The sequence below is a fragment of the Gemmatimonadaceae bacterium genome, assembly GCA_036496605.1.
Taxonomy (GTDB): Bacteria; Gemmatimonadota; Gemmatimonadetes; order Gemmatimonadales; family Gemmatimonadaceae; genus AG2.
Map to the genome: position 1 here is coordinate 170,828 of DASXKV010000018.1, position 19,612 is coordinate 190,439.

General features: G+C 64.9%; 17 protein-coding genes. 5 read left to right on the forward strand and 12 right to left on the reverse strand.

All coding sequences use genetic code 11. From position 1 onward, the window contains the following. Positions 1 to 77 precede the first annotated feature (77 nt). The 4 genes from VGH98_06905 to VGH98_06920 form a co-directional block, all read right to left on the reverse strand. Positions 78 to 719: a hypothetical protein gene (locus VGH98_06905; protein HEY2375690.1), complete on the reverse strand. Its 642-nt coding sequence runs from the start codon at positions 717 to 719 to the stop codon at positions 78 to 80. Positions 720 to 749: 30 nt separating this feature from the next. Continuing rightward, entirely contained in the window at positions 750 to 1,277 is a 528-nt protein-coding gene (locus tag VGH98_06910) for a DUF1572 family protein (GenBank protein HEY2375691.1), read from the reverse strand. 67 nt (positions 1,278 to 1,344) lie between these two features. Continuing rightward, positions 1,345 to 1,797, reverse strand: a complete 453-nt coding sequence (locus VGH98_06915) for a hypothetical protein (GenBank protein HEY2375692.1) — start codon at positions 1,795 to 1,797, stop codon at positions 1,345 to 1,347. Beyond that, complete coding sequence (locus VGH98_06920; GenBank protein HEY2375693.1) at positions 1,797 to 2,075, reverse strand: hypothetical protein; 279 nt, start codon at positions 2,073 to 2,075, stop codon at positions 1,797 to 1,799. The genes VGH98_06915 and VGH98_06920 overlap by 1 nt, the downstream gene beginning before the upstream one ends. 87 nt (positions 2,076 to 2,162) lie before the next feature. Here VGH98_06920 and VGH98_06925 point away from each other — a divergent pair, with 87 nt between their 5' ends. Beyond that, entirely contained in the window at positions 2,163 to 3,002 is an 840-nt protein-coding gene (locus VGH98_06925; GenBank protein ID HEY2375694.1) for an N-acyl homoserine lactonase family protein, read from the forward strand. Further along, positions 2,999 to 3,847, forward strand: a complete 849-nt coding sequence (locus VGH98_06930; GenBank protein HEY2375695.1) for an arginase family protein — start codon at positions 2,999 to 3,001, stop codon at positions 3,845 to 3,847. The genes VGH98_06925 and VGH98_06930 overlap by 4 nt, the downstream gene beginning before the upstream one ends. 31 nt (positions 3,848 to 3,878) lie before the next feature. On the opposite strand, the gene VGH98_06935 is transcribed toward VGH98_06930, so the two are convergent. The 3 genes from VGH98_06935 to VGH98_06945 all read right to left on the reverse strand — a co-directional run bounded on the left by VGH98_06935 (position 3,879) and on the right by VGH98_06945 (position 6,945). Continuing rightward, positions 3,879 to 5,939, reverse strand: a complete 2,061-nt coding sequence (locus VGH98_06935) for a TonB-dependent receptor (GenBank protein ID HEY2375696.1) — start codon at positions 5,937 to 5,939, stop codon at positions 3,879 to 3,881. Positions 5,940 to 6,024: 85 nt separating this feature from the next. Beyond that, a complete protein-coding gene (locus VGH98_06940) occupies positions 6,025 to 6,390 on the reverse strand; it encodes a hypothetical protein (GenBank protein HEY2375697.1) in 366 nt (121 codons plus the stop codon). A gap of 132 nt (positions 6,391 to 6,522) precedes the next feature. Further along, positions 6,523 to 6,945: a hypothetical protein gene (locus VGH98_06945; GenBank protein ID HEY2375698.1), complete on the reverse strand. Its 423-nt coding sequence runs from the start codon at positions 6,943 to 6,945 to the stop codon at positions 6,523 to 6,525. 521 nt (positions 6,946 to 7,466) lie between these two features. Here VGH98_06945 and VGH98_06950 point away from each other — a divergent pair. After that, entirely contained in the window at positions 7,467 to 8,015 is a 549-nt protein-coding gene (locus tag VGH98_06950) for a DUF4440 domain-containing protein (GenBank protein ID HEY2375699.1), read from the forward strand. Positions 8,016 to 8,035: 20 nt separating this feature from the next. On the opposite strand, the gene VGH98_06955 is transcribed toward VGH98_06950, so the two are convergent. From VGH98_06955 to VGH98_06970, 4 genes are all read right to left on the reverse strand, one after another. Then, entirely contained in the window at positions 8,036 to 10,852 is a 2,817-nt protein-coding gene (locus VGH98_06955) for a gamma-glutamyltransferase (GenBank protein ID HEY2375700.1), read from the reverse strand. A gap of 31 nt (positions 10,853 to 10,883) precedes the next feature. Further along, complete coding sequence (locus tag VGH98_06960; protein ID HEY2375701.1) at positions 10,884 to 13,589, reverse strand: ADOP family duplicated permease; 2,706 nt, start codon at positions 13,587 to 13,589, stop codon at positions 10,884 to 10,886. Positions 13,590 to 13,595: 6 nt separating this feature from the next. Then, on the reverse strand, positions 13,596 to 13,943 hold the full coding sequence (locus VGH98_06965; GenBank protein HEY2375702.1) for a PadR family transcriptional regulator: 348 nt from the start codon (positions 13,941 to 13,943) through the stop codon (positions 13,596 to 13,598). Between the two features lie 356 nt (positions 13,944 to 14,299). After that, a complete protein-coding gene (locus VGH98_06970) occupies positions 14,300 to 15,025 on the reverse strand; it encodes a CPBP family intramembrane glutamic endopeptidase (protein HEY2375703.1) in 726 nt (241 codons plus the stop codon). A 96-nt stretch (positions 15,026 to 15,121) separates the two neighbouring features. On the opposite strand from VGH98_06970, the gene VGH98_06975 reads away from it, so the two are divergent. After that, positions 15,122 to 16,021 carry a DNA-formamidopyrimidine glycosylase family protein gene (locus VGH98_06975; protein ID HEY2375704.1) on the forward strand — a complete coding sequence of 300 codons (900 nt, stop codon included), beginning with the start codon at positions 15,122 to 15,124 and terminating at the stop codon, positions 16,019 to 16,021. A gap of 37 nt (positions 16,022 to 16,058) precedes the next feature. Here VGH98_06975 and VGH98_06980 read toward each other — a convergent pair whose 3' ends face one another. Further along, the gene (locus tag VGH98_06980; protein ID HEY2375705.1) at positions 16,059 to 16,982 is read right to left on the reverse strand and encodes a PhzF family phenazine biosynthesis protein; all 924 of its coding nucleotides are present in this window, start codon (positions 16,980 to 16,982) and stop codon (positions 16,059 to 16,061) included. Between the two features lie 210 nt (positions 16,983 to 17,192). Between VGH98_06980 and VGH98_06985 the strand changes: the two genes are divergently transcribed. Then, positions 17,193 to 19,589 (forward strand): hypothetical protein, encoded by a 2,397-nt coding sequence (locus tag VGH98_06985; protein HEY2375706.1) that lies wholly within the window; start codon positions 17,193 to 17,195, stop codon positions 19,587 to 19,589. Positions 19,590 to 19,612: the final 23 nt, after the last annotated feature.

The following is a 19,612-nucleotide window of genomic DNA, read 5'->3' on the forward strand; positions in this document are numbered from 1 at the left end:
GATTCCTCCGAGAGAGTGGAGCGGGCGCGAACGCGCGCCTTGTGCACTACGGCGATGGCGCGACTGCGGATTCGTCGTTAGGCGTTCGTGTCCCTGTCGTCGAGGCCCGCACGGCGCGCGATCGCGCGCTTCATCCAGTCCGGCGCCGAGAGGGCGGCAACATCCGCCTGCTCCACACGACGGCCGGCCAATTCCCAGTCGATCACCGGCGCAACCTCGTCGTCGGCGCCCGCGAGACTCGCCAATGCCCGTTCGACCACGGGCGCCCCATCGGGCACCATCATGCCAAACTCGACCTCGGCACGCCGGCAGAAACGCTCGTGCTTCGCCGCGCAGGACGGATCGTACCTGACGCCGGCATTGTCGAGTCGCGCGTGCATCGCTTCATGGAGGATCGTCGCCGCGACCTGCGTCGGCGTGAACTCGCGGTTGACGACAAAGGTGAGCTCGACGAGACAGATGCGCGTCTCGGGGAAGTAGGCGCCGCGACAGGGGAATCGCCGGATCTGGATGCGCGCGAAGTCGCGATGCATGCGGCGAAAGTGGGACGGCTGATGCCGCTCGATCAGCCCGAGCGCGGCGTCGAGACGCGAGAACACGTCCTCGCTCTCGATGTCGGGTCGCGTGTTGCTGAGTGTGATGGGGAACCCGCGGACGAGACGGTCCTCGGGCAAGTCAGCGCCAGCGCGACGGAGCAGAGTTTTTATCTTGCTAAACATTCTCGTTACCGGGGAGCTAATGTGCCGCGCTCAGCGCTGTGCCCCTTCCCGCCAGATCGGTCGTGCGTTCCCGCCGGCGTCTTCATAGAACTTTACCGCGCCCGGGACCTGTGCCTTGGCGACGAGAATGATCTGGCCGAGATGCAGCGCAAAGTGTTGAACTACCTGATACACGGCGTCGAGCACCGACACATCCCGGGCTTGTACACGGCGACGCTCGGATAGTTGCTCGGGACGAAGCTTGACCAATACCGCGTCGGCCTCGTCGAGCGTTTGCTCGATACGGCGCATCAACTCCTCGCGCGTTGCCCCTTCGCGCGTCGCGAACTCGCCCGCCCGGTTGCGGACATCCGCTGCGCCGCCGACCGCGCCGACGATCCACTGCCGAACATTGCCATCGAGGTGCATCACCAGATTGCCAACGCTGTTCGACTCCTCGTTAGGTCGCCACCACAACATGTCTGGCGGAAGCGTGTCCATGGTCCTCCGCAACTTGATGCGGAACTCGTCGGTGAGATAGGCGCGAGAGCGGTCGATGAAATTCTGCTCGACTGGCATAAGGGCTCGGGGCTAGGGGCCTAGGGGACCAGCATTCGTTCGCGCTCTGCGCTCCGTGCGCCACGCACTACACATCGTGCGCATGCTCGGCGTCGTCGAGCGCAACGTCGGCCATCTCGAGTTGCACGTGCGATACGAGATCGCGCGCGGCGTTCCAGTCGCGACGCGCAATGCGCAGGGACACGCGTCCGCCGGTCGCCGTCGGGACGAGCTCCAGCGGGCCGATGCCCATGGTGCGCAATTCGATGTGCGGCCTCCACCAACGCCGGCGCAGGTCGATGCCTGCGAGATGAGCGGTCGGCAGCACGAGACGCTGCGCCGGCACGGACTGTCGCAGATTGCGCACGCTTCCACTCTCGATCTCGCTGATCTCGATGCTTCCCGACCACTCGAGGGTCAAACGATCGCTCTCCCACCGAGCGATGCCGTGCACCTGGTACACCTTCGACTGCACGCGTCCACGGTCGACATTCGTTTCCTTGCCGAGCGCGAGCGAGAAGGGAACGGCCAGTATGGGCATCAGTCAGCCGTGCGGCGTGCCCGACGACGATGGCTTGCGGGCGACACATCGATCGCCAGCGCGATGATGAGTCCGATCACGGGCCAGAGGGTCCACTGGCCGCCGAACCAATGCAGGACTGCCGTATACCAGAGCATTGTCGTCGGCAAGAAGATGAAACCCAAAACCGGGTACAACGGCGTCTGAAAGATTCCGTTGAACCACGTCGACAGGAAATACAGGCAGAGAATGACCAGCCGCGGCGCGGCGAGCGCCAGAATCAATAAGAGGCACGGCATAGGGCGAATTCTGGGCTTTTCGATTGCATGCGGGAAGAGGCAGCAACGTGCTTGCCATTCGGCGGCTTGGTCTGCTTCTTCGTGGACATGACGACACTACGCTTGGCCGCGCTCCTCGTTGCAATTGGCTCGTTCAGGACATCGCCACCACCCGCGTACGAGGTGTACGCGGTCCGGTTTGCGACCGTCGAGGGCTATCCGACGCGCTATCTCGTTGCCGGCGCGGACTCGACACGGCGAACGACGCTCGCGTTTACGCTCTGGCTCATTCGCGGTGGCGGACGGACGGTTCTCATGGACGCCGGTTTCTATCGCGACAAGTTCGTCTCGCGCTGGAAGCCGACCGGCTTCGCCAAGCCGAGCGATGCCCTCGCCGTGCTCGGCGTAAAGCCAGAAGATGTTACCGACATCGTCATCTCGCACGTGCACTGGGATCACCTCGACGGCGCAGATCTGTTTCCGAAGGCGCGTGTCTGGCTGCAGCGCGACGAGTACGAACACTACACCAACGACAGCGGTGCAGTCCTCGACCGTGCGATCGACGCCGATGACGCAAAGATGCTTGCCGCGCTCAAGCGAGCCGGCCGCGTGCAGCTCATTCCCGGCGACTCGATCGAAATCATGCCGGGGATCACGGTATTCACCGGTGGAAAGCACACGTTCGCGTCGGAGTTCGCGACGGTGCACGCGAGTCTCTCCGGCGGCCGCACGGGCACGATCGTCCTCGCGAGCGACAATGCATATCTCTACGAGAATCTCGAGCGCCATCGGCCCATCACGCAGTCGCTCGATACGACGTCGAATCTCCGGGCGCAGGCGCGAATGGCGACGTTGGCGTCCGAGGCGCGACTCATCGTGCCGGGCCACGACGTCGAGGTGTTCACGCACTTTCCGAAACCCGGGAACGGCATCGCGCGCATAGAATGAAGATCCAGTTTCTCCTCGTGCCGTATGATTCCGGCAGGCGCGAGTGGCGGATGGGGCGGGGACCGTCGTTTCTCCTTCGACACGGCGTCGGGAGTAGCATTCGCGCACTCGGACACGAGGTCGACGCGGAGTACATCGAGCCCGGAAGCGTGGATCAGTCAAACCCGCCTGCATCAACCGAGATCGCGACGAGCTTCTCGCTGTACCGGCAGGTTGCGGAGCGCGCGCGTGAAGCGCGATTACGCGAGGCACTGCCGATCGTGCTCGGAGGCAACTGCGGCGTCACGTTAGGCGCAATCGCGGGCCACGGCACGGCCGGCGTACTGTGGCTCGACGCGCATGCTGACTTCAATACACCGGAGACGACGGCGAGTGGATTTCTCGACGGGATGGCGCTGGCAACCCTCACGGGGCGCTGTTGGCGCACGATGGCGTCACGAATTCCTGGTTTCGCTCCCGTGTCTGACGAGAACGTCGTGCTCGCTGGAGTGCGAGACCTCGATCCACCCGAGGAAGTTCTTCTCGAGCAATCGCAGGTGACGGTGGTCCGTGGAGTGGAGACGCTCACTCCCGCACTGGACGCTCTGCGCGAGCGTGTGAGTCGGTTGCACTTTCATCTCGACGCCGATGTTCTGGATGCGGAACTGGCGCGCGCGAACTCCTTCGCCGCGCGCGGCGGCCTAACGATTCCGCAATTGGCCGACGTCGCTCGGCTCGCCGCGGCGCGGTTCGAGATCACCTCGGTCGCGGTGACGGCGTACGATCCGGCGATCGATACATCGGCCTCGGTTCCACCGGCGATCGCCGCGGCTCTCGAGGCGCTTCTCTCATCCGGCACTCACTAGCACTGGAAAAGTGCTAGTGAGTGACCGGTGCTCAGAACACTGTTTTCAACGTTGTGAATATGGCTCGTGGCTGTCCGGGATCCACGATATGACCGGCGACCAACTCGGGATATGCACGATCGAAGACATTGCGCACGCCGACCTCGAGGCGCACCGATCGCCATTGAGCCGTGCCGCTCACGTGCGCGAGGCCGTATGAGCCGAGCACGACGCCCGGCTCGTCGAACGGCGAATACGGTCCGACCCAATTACCGGCCAACCGGACACTCCACCATGTCCGCGACGGCGCGATCTGCAGTGCCGCCGTGCCGACGTATTGTGCCGTGTTGTACACGCGCAGCCCGTCGAGGGTGGCGGGCGGTTCCGTCTCGTCTTCGGAAACGGCGACGAGATGGTCGTAGCGCGCATCGAGAAACGTCCAGTTGGCATCGATGCTCGCCGTGGTGGTCACCGGGACACGCGCGTCGAGCTCGAGACCTTGCCGGCGACTGGCACCGCCGTTGCTCGCTTGCCCGGTGAGTGGGTTGAACGTTTGCTCATTGCTGACGTTCATTCGGAAGACCGTGGCCGTCGCACTGAACGGCAAACCACTTACCTCGCGGTCGAACTTGAGCCCGGTCTCGTAATTCCAGGCGACGATCGGCGCGAGCGTTGGATCGCTGATCACGCCGTCAGTCGAGCGGAAGCCTTTTGAGGCATTCGCGTAGAGACCGAGATCCGAGGTGAGATGCAGCAGCGCGCCAGCCTTTGGCGAAAAGACGCCGTGGGTCGCGCTGAGCGCCGAGCTTCCATCATCCGGGACGCTGCGCGTTCCCAACTCGTCGAAGCGCGCGCCCAAGTCGAAGCGCAACCGATCGCCGACGTCATAGTGCGACTGCGCGAAGAGGGCCCCTGACAGCTGCCGGGCCATGATCAGGGCGTTGATCGAATCGCGAACGCGCGCGGTGGTGAAGTAGTTCTCGTAATTCGTGTGATCCCAGCGTTCTTCCGTGCCGAACGTGATCTCGCCGTGCTCGCCCTCCCACGTGAGCGCACTCGTTAGGCCGTAGCCATAGCGATGGTCCTCCTCCTCCGTCTGGCTACCCGATCCCTCGAATCGGCCGCCGGCCGGTGGAATCGTGAGAAATAGCTGCCAGCGTCCCTGCGTCGCGTAGACCGTCGTTCGCCACAGCAGCGCGCTCGAGATGAAACGCAGACTCACCCGCTCCTGGCCTCTTTGCTTGAAGCCGCCGTCGCTCGGGTTCGAGACGACGCGGTAGTCGTGCGCCGCGAACTCGTCTTCGCTCAGGAACCCCGCCGACCGCCAGTGTGTGCCATACAGCTCCGAGCCGGCATCGATCGTCCAGCCGGGCGCGATGTCGTGCACGATACGAGCGTGGCCCTGACCGAGATCGAATCCGGCGTTCGGCCGGAACCCGTCCTCGTGCTGATATCGCGCACCGAGCACGCCGCCGCCTCGCGCGCCGTGATCGAAGCCCGTGAGAAGCATTGCATCGCCGCTGCCAAACGAGCCGCCTTCCGCCGTGAACTCGGTGCCGCGCATGCGCTCGAGCGTGCGCACGTTCACGACGCCCGCGAGCGCAAAGTTGCCGAACAGGGCGCTCGTCGGACCGCGCACGACGTCGATGTCGCGCACGCCGCCGGGAAACAGCAAGCTGAAATCATTGTAACCTTCGGCGTGTCCGTTGATCGGCTCGTTGATTGGCACGCCGTCGATCCACAATGCAAGATCGGTCGAGTGGTCGGAGCTGAAGCCACGCAACGACGCGTCCGAAGCGAAGCCCGGACCCTGTCCTTGCTGGTGCACCTCGAGTCCAGCCGCCTGCCTCAGCAGGTCGTACGGACTGTTGGCCGGGGTGACCTCGATCGTCGATGCGTCGATATGCGTCGCGTCGATCGGTTCGACGCGCGCGGCGGGCGTGGCGACGATCGTCACCGGACGCAGCACCGTGCGGCGGAGCGAGTCGCGCGAGGCGCTGTCAGAGCGCGGTGGAGTGGGCGGAGGCTGCTGCGCCGAGGCGCCCAACGATAGGCCGCACAGCGCAGTACAAGCGACGGACGCAAGCGCGGCCGCGCGAAAAAGCGGGGACATGACGGTTCCGGATCTGAGGGACGGACGCGGCGCAATCATCGCCACGTCGGGCCGTCGCGGCGCCCGAATGGCGCCGCGCACGCAATCATCCGGCGATCGCGGGTGGGCCGAGTGCGGGAGGGAGAGTGATCTGGACGTCCGCGGACCTAACGAGTCTCGGGACGGTGACGTCCGGTTCTACGAAGCTGACAATGCGGGTTGGCGCGATCGTCGGTGTCGTCGCGAGCTGCGCACGCGCACCCGGGCAGCACGCGCCAGGACAGGTGCAATTATGGTGGCTCTGCGGAGTGTGCTGGTGCTGCGGGTGATGCGACGCATGTGACGAGGTGCGGCCGACGTCGTGCACCGGGCATGCGTGGATGGCTGCGGGGTCCGCGGTAAAGACCGCGAGCCAGCAGCCGAGCAGCAGCGAAGCAGCTCGTTGAATCCACGAGACCGAGCGGGAACGCATCGGCACAAAGTTAAGGTTCGCGTCAGGCGGCCAGAAGGCCGCAGCGGAAAAGACCGCGATATAGAAACGCAAAGCGGGCGCAGATGCGCCCGCTCCATAGAATCCTGTCCTCGTTGAACTGGTTCGGGGTCGTTAGAAGATGATCCCACCCCCGCCGCGGATGACCGTGCCTGGATTCTGGGGGAACCTTCCTCGGCGACCGCGGCCGTCAGATCGCGGGTCGCAGTGATCACCGTCGACGACACCACCGCGGAGGATTGCGCCGAAGATACCCCCGATAATCGATCCGATGCCATCGCCAGTGCCCGGGCTGCGACCGCCGCCGTTGCCGGCGCCTGGGTTCGGACCACCGCCATCGTGCCCGTGGGCGCCCTCGCCGCCATTCGGATTGGTCGGCGTTGGCGATGGACGCGGAACTGCAGGGGCCGATGGATCGGGCACCTGCTCGGTGGTCGGCGAAGGCGCCTTCTGCGTGACCTCGGTTTCCGGCTCTTCGGCGTTCGCGACCACCGATGGCTCCGGACGCGCCTTCACGGTTGGGTGCTTAGACCTCACGGCCTTTGGACCGGAGGTGGCTTTCTTCAACGCTTTCGAGGGCGAAGGAGCTGGAGAAGTCGGTATTTCGGTGAGAGGGAAGCTCGACGCCGCCTGTTGCGAGGCCAGGTCGAGGCCGGACGAGGACGCGAGCTGCAGGTCTCGTTTGAGATCGTCGCTCATCGCTCTCTTCGCCGGCGTCCCATTTCTCCCGCACGCTGCGACAACCACGGCCGACATCGCGACCGCGAACATCGAGGATCTCAGGACCGTACGCACGTGTGCCTCCAAATAGAAGCGTCCACCCGACATGCGGTGGGGTGTGGTTGCATGCGAGGCGTCGCGCGCTTCTATAAAGCAGCAGCTACACCAGCGCGTAACCGCGCCGATCATGCGTTAATTGCTGCAAATGCAGAAGTTGCGTCCTCCAGTCGAGACAAAGCGATCTCACGGTGTGGACACTTGACCTCGCCGCTACAGGACGGATCACACGGGTATTATCCGGAACCCTCGTTAGCCGATTCCCCTTCCGGACATGCGACATGCTCCGTCTTTCGACGTTGCCCATAGCTGCCCTGGCGCTCATTGCCGTCCTCGGCTGCAGTGGCGGCGCCGATCTCACTCCGGCCGAGCGCACTGCAATCGCGAGCGAGATCGACGCGAAAGTGCGGTCGGCGTACGATCTGTCGGTGCCGAACGCAGAGCAGCGAATGCTCGCGTTGTATGCCGATACTGGGCGGATCGTGTCGGCAAGTGGTGGGCGGGTTGTTGCGTCGCGCGATACGCTCGCGAAGGGTATCGAGCTGTTCTGGCAGAACGTTGGGGTGAACATGCGCCAACCGAAGTGGATCTGGACGCACACCTATGTCGACGTGCTTTCACCCGAGTCGGCGGTGTTCACGGGGACGTACCGCGTGCCGCATCTCACGCCGCGCGGTCAGCCGCACGAGTTGGCGGGGGCGATGACACTCGTGTTCGAAAAGCGCGGATCGAAGTGGGGTGTGGTGCAGGAGCACCTGTCGGATGTACCGGTTGCCGACATGGCGATGGATTCGACCATGAACATGAAAGACGCAACTGACCGCCGTTGATCAGTTGCGCCCTTCATTGCTCACTGCACGGCCCCCGCTGCCCCCGCGCGCCTTGGATCAGCTCCTGCCGTCACGACGCCATCGTGGATCGTAAGCGCTGCGCCGTATCCTTCCCGCAGCTCTCCAAGCAACGACACGAGTCGCGGACGATACCCTAACGACACCAGACGGCGCATGACCTCGGGTGAGAAGCCATCCTCGAGCTCGACGACGATGCCGCTGTCGGATGGACCGCGCGAGCCCGGCAGAAACCGTGGGAGCTCGAGCGCGGACTGCGGGTCGAGATGCTGATCGATGATGCCGACGAGTGTCTCGAACACGGCGGACGTGATCCACGCATTGCCGGCCGCGCCGACGGCCGCTACCGGTTTGGGCGTTCGCCCCGAATCGAAGACGATCGTCGGAGCGATGGTGCTGCCGTGGCGTGCGAAGGGAAGGCGTGCGCCGTACGCGTTCGGGTCTGTGCTGTACGACGCGAGCTTGTCGTTGTAAATGAAGCCGAGTCCGGGGGTAACGTAGAAATTCCCGCCCCAGGTGCCTAACGTCTGCGTGACGGCGACGACGTTGCCGTCGGCGTCGGCGACCGTGAAGGCGGTCGTGCCGGCCGCGTGGTGAAAATGCGTGGAGTCGCCGTCGTCAGCGTCGGGTGTCTTCGTCGCGGCACAGGGGAGCGAATCGCTGCGGAGGAGGTCGAGGCTGAGCGCCTTGCGCGAATCGAAACAGCGCCAGCGCGCCCGCGCTGTGTCACGGCTGGTGAAGGCCTCGAGGTTCACGGGCCAGAGTCCGGGATCGGCGATGCGATTGCGGCTCGATGGAACGAGGAGCCACGCCGAAAGCATCGCGTGCAGCGTCGCCGGATCTTCCGTGTATGGTTTAGGGTCTTTGTATTGCTCGAGGAGGTTGAGCGTGCTGACAAGCTGGGCCCCGCCCGCGACGGGCGGTGCGCTCGAGTACAGCGTGAATCCGCGATAGCTCCCCGAGACCGGGTCGCGTTCGGCGGCGTAATATCGCGAGAGGTCGGTCAGCTGCATCGCGTTCCCCTTGCCGCGGAGGTCGGCGACGATGCGGCGGGCAATCTCACCGCGATAGAAGGCGTCGGCGCCGCCTTTCGCGATCTGCTCCAACGTCCAGGCGAGATCGGGATTGCGGAGCGTGTCCCCCGCATGGAGAGGTTGTCCGTTCCGGAAGAAGAGCGCGCGCGGTCCGTCGTACTTGAGAAAATGCTCACGCTCGGTGGCGAGCGTCGCCGCGAGGCCCTCGCTGACGACGCATCCATCGCGAGCGGCACGGATTGCCGGTGCGAGGATGTCTGCCCAGCTCACTTTGCCGCTTCCATATTTTCTGACGGCGAGATACATGGCGGCGACCGTACCGGGCACGTTGGCGAGCACCGGTCCGTCGTCGGGGAGACGGCCGTTCGGCGCGAGGGCGCCGTTGGCGAGCCCCGCGTCTTCCGGGACCCGCGACATGAATTCAATCAGTCGCGGAGTCTTCAGGTTCGTGCGATACACGAGCATCTCACCGTACCCGCCTGGGCCGCTCGCGTCTGGCTCGACAACGCCTAACGTGAAGGACACCGCGGCTGCCGCGTCGACGACATTGCCGCCCTTGCGAAGGATCTCGATTCCCGCCGCCGTCGCAACGGGGTGCGCGCTCGAGATTGCCGCGCGGCCTGACGCCGTCGATCGATACGAAGGGCGCTCGCGAAGCATCGCGTGCAACACGTCGCGAAGCTCGTCCTCGGTGCGCGCGGCGACCGCGCGCGGACGATATCGGCCGACGAGCGACTCCCACCTCGTACGCGCGGCGCTCGCGAAGGGCCCGTTATAGTACAGCGTCGTCGTCCGCGTCGCGAGCTCGTCGAGCGCAGCAGCATTGTGACGCATCCGTTCGTCGTCGCGTGTGAATGGCGCCGTCGCGGCAGCCGGCGCGGCGCCAATTCCAGCATCGGGAATGGGAGGGACATCGACCGTCCAGATTCCACTCGGCGCGCTCAAGAGATCGTGCGCCTCACGATCGCCGAGACGGTTGGGATCGCCGTTGTAGTCGACGTCCTCGTCAGGCAGCTCGACCAGCGTCAGGTGATTGGCGTCCGGATTCCATGCCGTCGCCGCGTGCCGAGCGCTCACGAGATTCGTATAGTGTCCGTCGATCGGGACGACGTAAACGCCGCGACGCGGAGCCGCGGTCGTGTAGGTGAGCCGCTCGCCGTTAGGCGACCAGGAGGGGTGCTCGATCCCGGCCGCGGCCAGGACGGTCGTGTCGGCCCCGCGGAGGTCGGCGGCCGCGGCAAGCCGCCGAATGACGAGTCGCCGCCCCGACTCCGCGAGCTCGACGAACGCGACACGTTCGCCATTCGCCGAGATCGCTGGCCATCGCTCGGCGATGTGCTCGTTCGTCAGGCGATGCTCGTTCCCATTCGTCTCGCGAACCCAGATGCGTGCTGCGCTGCCGCGGCCGCGGACGAAGAGAATCCGGCCGTCGGCGGCGATCGCCGGTTCCCCTTCGTCGTCGGCAGTGCCGAGCACGCGCGTCGGCGCCGCCGCGGCGCCCGTGTCGCCGAGCGCGACGCGCCAAATGTCGAAGTTGCCGCCACGGTTCGAGGAGAAGACCAGCAACTTACCGTCGGCGGTCCACGCGGGCTCGCGATCCCAGCCTTGGCCGGCGGTGATGCGCGTCCATTTCGCGTCCCTTGACACGATCCACAAGTCGCCGCGCACGCTGAGAGCGAGCCGGCCATCCGGTGCATAGGCAGGGTCGCGAGCGCCGGCGACAGTTGGCGATTGTGCGCGCGCGGCAACGATGGGGAGAATGAGGAGCCAGGTGATCAGGCGCATCACACAACGTTAACGGCGCAACAGCCATTCGCTAATCGGCTCGCAACGCAACGTTCGGATCGACACGCGTCGCCCGACTGGCTGGAACGAGACTCGCCAATACCGCCACTCCGAGCAGCGTCAGTGTCGCCAGGACATAGATCAGCGGATCCTTTGGCGAAACGCGATACAGGAGGGGCGCGATAAAGCGCCCGGCGACGAGCGCGATTGTCCCGCCGATGACGATGCCGGCGATAGCGACGCGGAGTCCGCTACCGACGACGAGCCGCAGGACATCGCGGGCCTGCGCGCCAAGCGCGATTCGGACGCCGAGCTCGTGACTTCGCTGCGTCACATTGTACGCGATGACGGAATACAATCCAACGGCAGCGAGCAGCAGAGCGAGTCCACCGAATAGAGCGAACATCGTTGCGCCGAGGCGCCACGGGCGCACGTTGGGCTCGAGGATTTTGGTCAGCGGCGTCACCGTTACGTACGAGACTCCCGGCATCACCCGCTGGAGCTCGCGCCTAACGGTGCCGACCATGTCCGCGGCCTCGCCACGCGTCCGAACGAAGAGCCCATTTCCACCGTTGCCGGTCTGACTCACCGGTGCGTAGTACTGCAGCCCGGCGGGCTCCGTGAGGTTCCGATCGACGATGTCGGCAGCGACGCCGACGACGGTCGAGCAGGGCATCGTGTCGGCGCCGATGCGAATGCACTGGCCTAACGGTTCGGCTTTCAGGAAGGCCCTTCGCGCCATCGACTGGCTGACGACGATTACGCGCGGCGCGTTCTCCACGTCCGCGGCGGTGAACCCACGTCCGCGAATAATGCGCGTTCCCATCGTCGCGAAGTAGCTCGGCGAGACCGTGTTAAACAGAAAATCGCCGCGGATCGAGTCTTTCGCCTGGGTGAAGAGATCGTTGCTCCAACTCATCCAGAAGGGCACGGAAACTGTCAACGTGGCGTCCGCCACGCCCGGAAGGGCGTGCGCACGCTCGACGAGATCGCGGCGGAGAGCGAGCCCCGCGACGGAATCGAGATGCATCCCGCGCATCTCGATCGAGACGAAGAGTATGCGCGGCGTGTCGTAGCCGAAGTCGAGCTCGTGCACGTTGCGCAAGCTGCGCACGAAGAGTCCCGTACCGACGAGGAGTACCACGGAGAGCGCTCCTTGCACGACGAGGAGCACGGTCCGTGTCCGCGAACGATGGTACGTGCCTTCGCGCGCGCCGGCCTTGAGAGCCGCCGAGACGTCGGTGCGGCGGGCGAGGAGAGCGGGCGCGAGCCCGGTCAGCACGCCGACGCCGACCGCCGCAAGGCTCGTGAAGATGAGCATTCGTGAATCAGCGAAGAGCGGCGGCCACTCGACGTCGGGGAGCATCGCCGAGCGCAGAATCGTCCCGCCCCACTGCGCGACGGCAAGGCCGGCGGCGGCACCGAGGACGGCGAGCACCAGACTCTCGGTCAGGAGCTGAACGAGCAGGCGTCCCCGGCTCACGCCGAGTGCGACGCGGACCGCGATCTCACGTCGCCGCCGGAATGCTCGTGCAAGGAGAAGGTTGGCGACGTTCGCGCACGCGATGATCAACACGATCACCGAGACGCCGACGAGCCAGGTCGCGACTTTCGAATTCGCACCCTGATTCGGTCCTCGCTCCTTGAGCACGGAGGCGACCACCGCCCGCGGTCGCGCAATGTCGATCGGCGTGTGCCGCTCCTGCGCGAGGTAGCTCCGCTTATATGCGTTGGTCAGATCGGCGTTGGCGGCGACCTCAGTCACCAACGGCTTCCGCCTGACGAGCATCTCCATCCAGGTCATGTTGTGCGACGTGTACCACTTCGACGCGTCGACCATACCGGCGACGAAGATGTCGCTCACTCCGGTACTGATTGGAATGAATGCGACGGCGCCGACCGGATCCATGCCCACGAATCCGCGCGGCGCGACGCCCACGATCGTGTAGGTACGTCGGCCTAACGAGATCGACTTGCCGAGGACGTCGCGGCTGCCGCCGAAGCGGGTCTGCCAGTAGGTATAGCCGAGCACGGCGACCGTCGCTCCCTCGGGCGTGTGGTCCTCCGACGGGCCGAAGTAGCGGCCGAGCGCTGGCGGGGCGTCGAAGAAGCGCCAGAAGGCCGCGCTCACCATGCTCACGCGCCGCTCGGCAGTCTCCTGCCCGGTGTCGACGGCGAGGTCACAGTAGAAGAACGCGGCGGTCTGCGAGAATGACGTCGTGTAGTTCGTGAGCTCCACGTAGCGCTTGTAGCTCATGTTCGGCGTGAGCTGCTCCACGCCATCGAAGCTGCGGCCGAGATAGACGACGTTCGTTTCCGTGGCCGCGGCGAGGAAGGGCGGTGGACGCAACAGCAGTCGGTCGATGATGCCGAACATCGTCGCGTTGGCGCCGACGCCGAGCGCGAGCGCAAGGACGACGACGGCGGTGAATGACTTAGTCGCCCGCAGCCCGCGGACGGCGTAGCGGAGGTCTTGCAGGATCGCGCTCCACCATTCGGCGCGCCTCGCGTGCTGAGCCCGAGAGCGATCGATCGCCTCGAGGCGGGTCCGTGTGCGTTCGACGTCGCCAAAGCGGCGTTCTGCTTCGCGGTGCGCGTCGGACTCGCACATGCCACTGTCCATGTAGTGCCTCACGGTCATGTCGAAGTGGAAACGCAGCTCGTCGTCGACGGCGCGCGCGACGCGGCGCGGGCCGAGGTCGATCCGGAACAGGCGACGAATGCCGCGGGGTAGCACGAGTGGCTAGTGGCTAGTGGCGGGTGCGTGCGCGACCTGGAGCACCTTGAAGACCGCGCGCGCATAACGAGCAAAAACGTCGGTCTGGCTGCGCAATTGCTTCCGGCCGACGGCCGTGAGCTCGTAGTACTTGGCCTTGCGGTTGTTCTCGGATACACCCCAGTCGCTCGCGAGGAGACCGCGTTTTTCCATACGGTGGAGCGCGGTGTAGAGCGCACCTTCCTCGATCTGGAGATCGTCGTCGGTGGTGTCGCTGATCCAGCGAGCAACCGCATACCCGTGCATCGGCCCCCAGGTGAGGGTTTTCAGGATGAGCAAGTCGAGGGTGCCCTGGAGGAGGTCGAGGTCGGCCACGTTAACCCCTGAAGTGTTGAGGGGAACGATGCGGACACGCACCTGCGGAGTCAAGTGCGGGGCGCGGCGAGAAGGGCGCGGCGAGAAGGGCGCGTCGAAGAGGGCGCGTCGAGAAGGGCGCGTCGAGAAGGGCGCGTCGAGAGGGGCGACAAACGACCGAGCTGTGAGCCTGCAGGGCCGAGATCTCAGCTGCCTGCTCGCAGCGCTTGGCTGGCGACTCGGTTGGTCAACGCTCTCATCGACGCGCTCTCATCGACGCGCTCTCATCGACGCGCTCTCATCGACGCGCTCTCTTCGGCGCGCCGTCTTCGACGCGCCGTCTTCGACGCGCCCATTCGACGCGCCTTTTTCGCGCCTTACGTGCCCGCCTCCGCCTCTTCCGACTTCAGCCGCCCGCGCGCGCTTATAGCCGCCGTGACGTCGTAGACCGCGTGCACTCCCATCGCCACATATAACGTCCCCGTCGCCGCGACCACGGCTTGCATAACGAGGCCGATCGCGAAGACCCAGCCCATGCTCTTCGCGCCCTGCGGATAGTGCGCCACGGCAAACGCGGCCGCGCTGAGAAGAACAGCGACGATGAAACTCGCTGTCGCGGACGCGAGCAGGACGACGAGCACACCGCGGTACGCGGTCTCCTCGGCGATCCCGGCGGCAAGGGAGACGACGAGCCAGAGCGCCCACTGTCGGGTCGTCTGCGGCAGCAGATGACGCATCCAGAGTGATCGCCGCTCGTCAGGCGTCCGAAGGTGCCACGACAAGGCCCCAACGCTGAGCAGCAACGTCAGAGCGCCGGCTGCGATAGCAATCGTCCCCAGCCTCAGTCCCGTCCACGACCAAAGCGCCATCCCTTCCGTCCGCGCGACGAAGAAGGCGAAAATGAAGAGCAGGAGCTGCACGAGAAGCGCTCGCGTCAGCAGATCCGAACGGCGAGGAGCCGCGCGTCCCCGGCCTCCCGCGATGATCGATCTGCTGCGCACCGCGGCGATCGGCATGAACACAAGCACCACGAGCACGAAAACGGCCGACTGCACGTCGAGCCGAAATGGCGTCAATGGCGGAAATCGAGAGCCGATGAACATGGGCGATCTTGAGCGTTCCGGCCGTATGCGTCAGCTTGCCTATGTGCCACCGTACGACGCGCGGCTGAACTGGTCAAGCATCATTCATCTGGAATCGTGCCCGAGCTACCCGATATCACCGTTTACGTCGAGGCGCTGAATCGTCGCGTCTCGGGCGCGACGCTCGAGGACGTGCGGCTCAGGAGCCCATTCCTTCTTCGCAGCGTGGATCCCCCGATTTCGGCGGTAAAGGGAAAGATCGTCAGCGATGTCAGACGGCTCGGAAAGAGAATCGTGTTTGCGTTCCAAGACGAGCTCTATCTGGTGCTGCACCTCATGATCGCTGGGCGGCTGAAGTGGCGCGAAGCGGGGAAAAAAGCCTCCGGGAAGATCGACCTCGGGGCGTTCGACTTCTCCACCGGCACCTTGCTTCTCACCGAGGCAGGCAGCAAGCGACGTGCGTCACTTCATATCGCGCGCGGCACGGATGCGCTCGCCAATTTCGATCGCGGCGGTCTCGAGGTCCTCGGCGCAACCGTCGAGCAATTCGCCGAGCGCCTGACGAGCGAGAGCCATACGGTGAAGCGAGCGTTGACGGATCCGCGCCTGTTCAGTGGCATCGGCAACGCGTACTCCGACGAAATCCTGCATCGCGCGAAGATATCACCAGTGAAATTGACGCGTCGTCTGAGTGGCGCAGAGACGGAGGCACTCTTCGACGCGACGCGGGCGACGCTGATCGAATGGACCGATCGCCTCCGCGAAGAAACGGGAGACGGATTTCCAGAGAAGGTCACGGCCTTTCGCGACGCGATGGCTGTGCACGGCCGCTACGGCGAACCGTGTCCAGTGTGCGGCTCGCCCGTGCAGCGGATTCGTTATGCGGACAACGAGACGAACTACTGTCCAACCTGTCAGACCGACGGGAAGCTGCTCGCGGATCGCGCGCTTTCGCGTTTGCTGAAAGCAGACTGGCCGCGATCCTTGGAAGAGCTGGAAGAGATCAAACAGCGATAGGCTGCTTGTCATCCTTCGCTTCGCTTCGGATGACAGCTCAGCCTCTCTCTGGCGCGAGTTGCATTCGCCCTTCACAGACTACCACAGAAGTGCCTCCGCACCGGACAGCCGTGATCTTGCCGGCTTTCTTGTCCACCTCCACTTCGAGAATGCTCGGTCGGCCCATCTCGAACCCCTGCTCGATGACCCAGCGCAGGGTGCCGTCGAAGCGTGGATCTCTCGCGGCGAGATAGCCGCCGAGTCCGACGGCGGCGCTTCCGGTAGCTGGATCCTCCGGGACGCCGACGAGAGGAGCGAACATACGGGCGCGCACGTCAGACGTTGGGCGCTCAGCCTCGAGGGCGAAGACCATCACCTTGTCCGTCACATAGCCGCGTAGCGTCTCCTCGAAGAGATCCGGCTTGACGCGAGCACACGCGACGGCGCGTTTATCGCGCAGCGGAACGAAGAGAAATGGCGTACCACAGGAGATGGCCTCGCCGGGCATATCGCTTCCGACGAGGTCATCCGTCGTCAGGGAGAGCATCGCGGCAAGGCGCTCGGGACGCGGCGGCGGGGTAAGCACTTCGGGCAGCTTTGCTACGGTGAGCTGCGCGAACGTCGGCTTGCCGTCCGTCGCACGAATCGTCACCGGCACTGGCCCGACGCCCTCCTCGAGGACGATGTGCGTCTCGTCACCGGTGAGCTCGACCGCGCCGATGGTCGCGAGGACATGCGCGGTGCCGATCGTCGGGTGGCCCGCAAACGCCAGCTCGCTGCCAGGGGTAAAGATGCGTACGCGGCAGGTATGCTTCGGATCGGTAGGCGGAAGCACGAAAGTCGTTTCGGAGTAGTTGAACTCTCGTGCGATGCGTGGCATAAGCTCAGGAGCAATCCCCGACGCGTCGGGAAAGACGGCGAGCTGGTTTCCGCCGAAGACGTGGTCGGTGAAAACGTCGGTGGTGAGATAGCGGGGGTGCATGGACCGGATGAGGGGCTGGGGTTTAAGGGCCAGGGGTTCGAGTGCGAGAGGAGACTCATTCATCTCGCCCCTATGCCCCCAAGCCCCTAACCTAAAGTCCAATGGCTTTGTGCCCGTAAGCTTTTGGTCATTTCTCGCTTCGCGCGACAACGTTGATCGCGCGCGGCGATTACCAATTCGATTGACGCATACCAGCTAGCAAAGCAGCACATGGCGAATTGGCTCGAGTCGCTTTTCGCGTTTCTGTTCAAGTACCGGCCGGCGGTCTTCGAGAAGGGAGATTTCGCGTTCGGATCTCCCACTTCGGTGATCGTGCTGCTGATCGCCGGCGCACTCATTGGCGTTCCCGCGATCCTGACCTACGCCGCAGTTCGCGGGAAGAGCACTCGTCGCGATCGATTGATACTGGGGGCGCTCCGCGGGACGGCGATCCTCCTTCTCGTCTTTTGCTTGTTCCGGCCGATGTTGCTGCTCTCGGCTGCGGTGCCGCAGCGAAATTACGTCGGTGTGCTGATCGACGATTCGCGCAGCATGCAGATCGCCGACGTGGATGCCGGCGACGCGCGGCCGCAGACGCGGGCGGACGTCGTGCGACACCTCGTCGCCGGCCCTGACAGTTCGATTCGCAAGGCGCTCGGCGACCGCTTTCTTGTGCGCTACTTCCGGTTCTCGTCAGGCACGCAGCGGATCGCGAGCGCCGACGACGTGAGCTTCACGGGGACGAGCACGCGGCTGGGTGACGCGATCGAGCACGCGCGCCAGGAGCTCGAGGCCGTGCCGCTGTCGGGGTTGGTGCTGTTCACCGATGGCGCCGACAACGCCAGGATGCCTCTCGGGGAAGAGCTCCTGTCGTTGCGGGCGCGATCGGTGCCGGTGTTCACCGTGGGCATTGGCCGCGACCGGTTCGACAAGGACATCGAGATACGGCGCGTCGAGACGGCGCGCACGGCGCTCAAGGGCAGTGCGCTCGTCGCCGATGTGCTTGTTAGGCAGCGCGGCTACGGCGGACAGAACGTCGCGCTCGTGGTCGAGGATGACGGGCGCGTGATCGCGTCACAGGATGTTACTCTGCCGGCCGACGGCGACCTGGCGCCGGTGCGTGTCCACGTCGCGTTGAATGATGCTGGCCCGCGGACGCTGACGTTTCGCATTGCGCCGCAGCCCGGCGAGCAGGTGACGCAGAACAACGCGCAGCAAGCGCTCGTCGTCGTCCGCGACCGGCGCGAGAAAATTCTTTACGTCGAGGGCGAGCCGCGCTACGAAATGATGTTCGTTCGGCGAGCCGTCGCGAGCGATTCGAATTTGCAACTCGTGACGTTGCAACGCACGGCGGAGAACAAATTCCTGCGTCTCGACGTCGACAACGGCGAAGAGCTCGCTGGCGGCTTCCCCAAAACTCGGGAGGAGCTCTTCAAGTATCGCGGCATCGTACTCGGTAGTGTCGACGCGAGCTTCTTTACGCGCGATCAATTGCAGATGCTCGCCGATTTTGTCGGCGTTCGCGGTGGAGGCTTGCTGTTGTTAGGCGGCCGGCACGCCTTCGGTGAGGGTGGTTACGCCGATACGCCGCTTGCCCCCGTGATGCCGGTCGTGATCGGCGGCGAAGCCGTGCCGGACTCGCTCACATTTCTCGCTGACATCAAAGCCGAGCTGACGCCGGCAGGCGCTGCGAGCGCCGCGACGCAAGTCGCATCGACCGACGACAAGAACAGCGAGCGGTGGAAAACGCTGCCGACACTGACGAGCGTGAACGCCATCCGCGGCATCAAGCCGGGCGCCGTTGTGCTGGTCAATGGCGTCGTGCCCGACGGCCAACGCGCCGATGGACCGGAGGGTCACGTCAGGCACTACGAGCAGCCGGTCCTTGCGTATCAGCGATACGGCAAAGGGCTCGCGATCGCGCTGCCCGTTCAGGACACGTACTTGTGGCGGATGGAATCGGATGTCGACGATCCGACTTTCGTGACTTTCTGGCGGCAACTGCTCCGCTGGCTCACGAGCGATGTTCCCAACAGGATCACGGTGACATCGCAAAGCGACGTCGCCGGCTTGCGCGAGCCGATCTCCCTGACGGCGGAGGTAGCAGATAGCGGCTTCGTGATGCGCAACGACGCACACGTCGTCGCACATCTCACCGCGCCGTCCGGTGCGACGCGCGACATACCGATGGAGTGGGCGGTCGATCGCGATGGTGAATACCGCGCGACGTTCACGCCTGAGGAGGCGGGCAACTATCAGATCGTCGCCGACGCCGGTACGCCGAGCACGGCACAGGCAGCGGCTGGCGGACGCACCGCGTCGGATACGTCGCGCGATCGGATGAGCGATCCGACGTACGTGCGCGTGAATGCTGCCGCGGAATCATCGCGGGAATTCGTCGACGCCGAAATGCGGACGTCGCTGTTGCAACGTATCTCCCGCGAGACCGGTGGCAAGTTCTACACGCCGGCGACGGTGAGCTCGCTGCCGGAAGACATCGCGTTGAGCAAGCGCGGCGTCACCGTCGTGAATCAGATGGATCTGTGGGACATGCCCTTCATCTTCGTCATGCTCATCGGTCTGGTGTGCGCCGAATGGGCCTATCGGAAGAAGAGAGGGCTGGTATGAGAGCGCGGAGGGTGGTGGGGAGA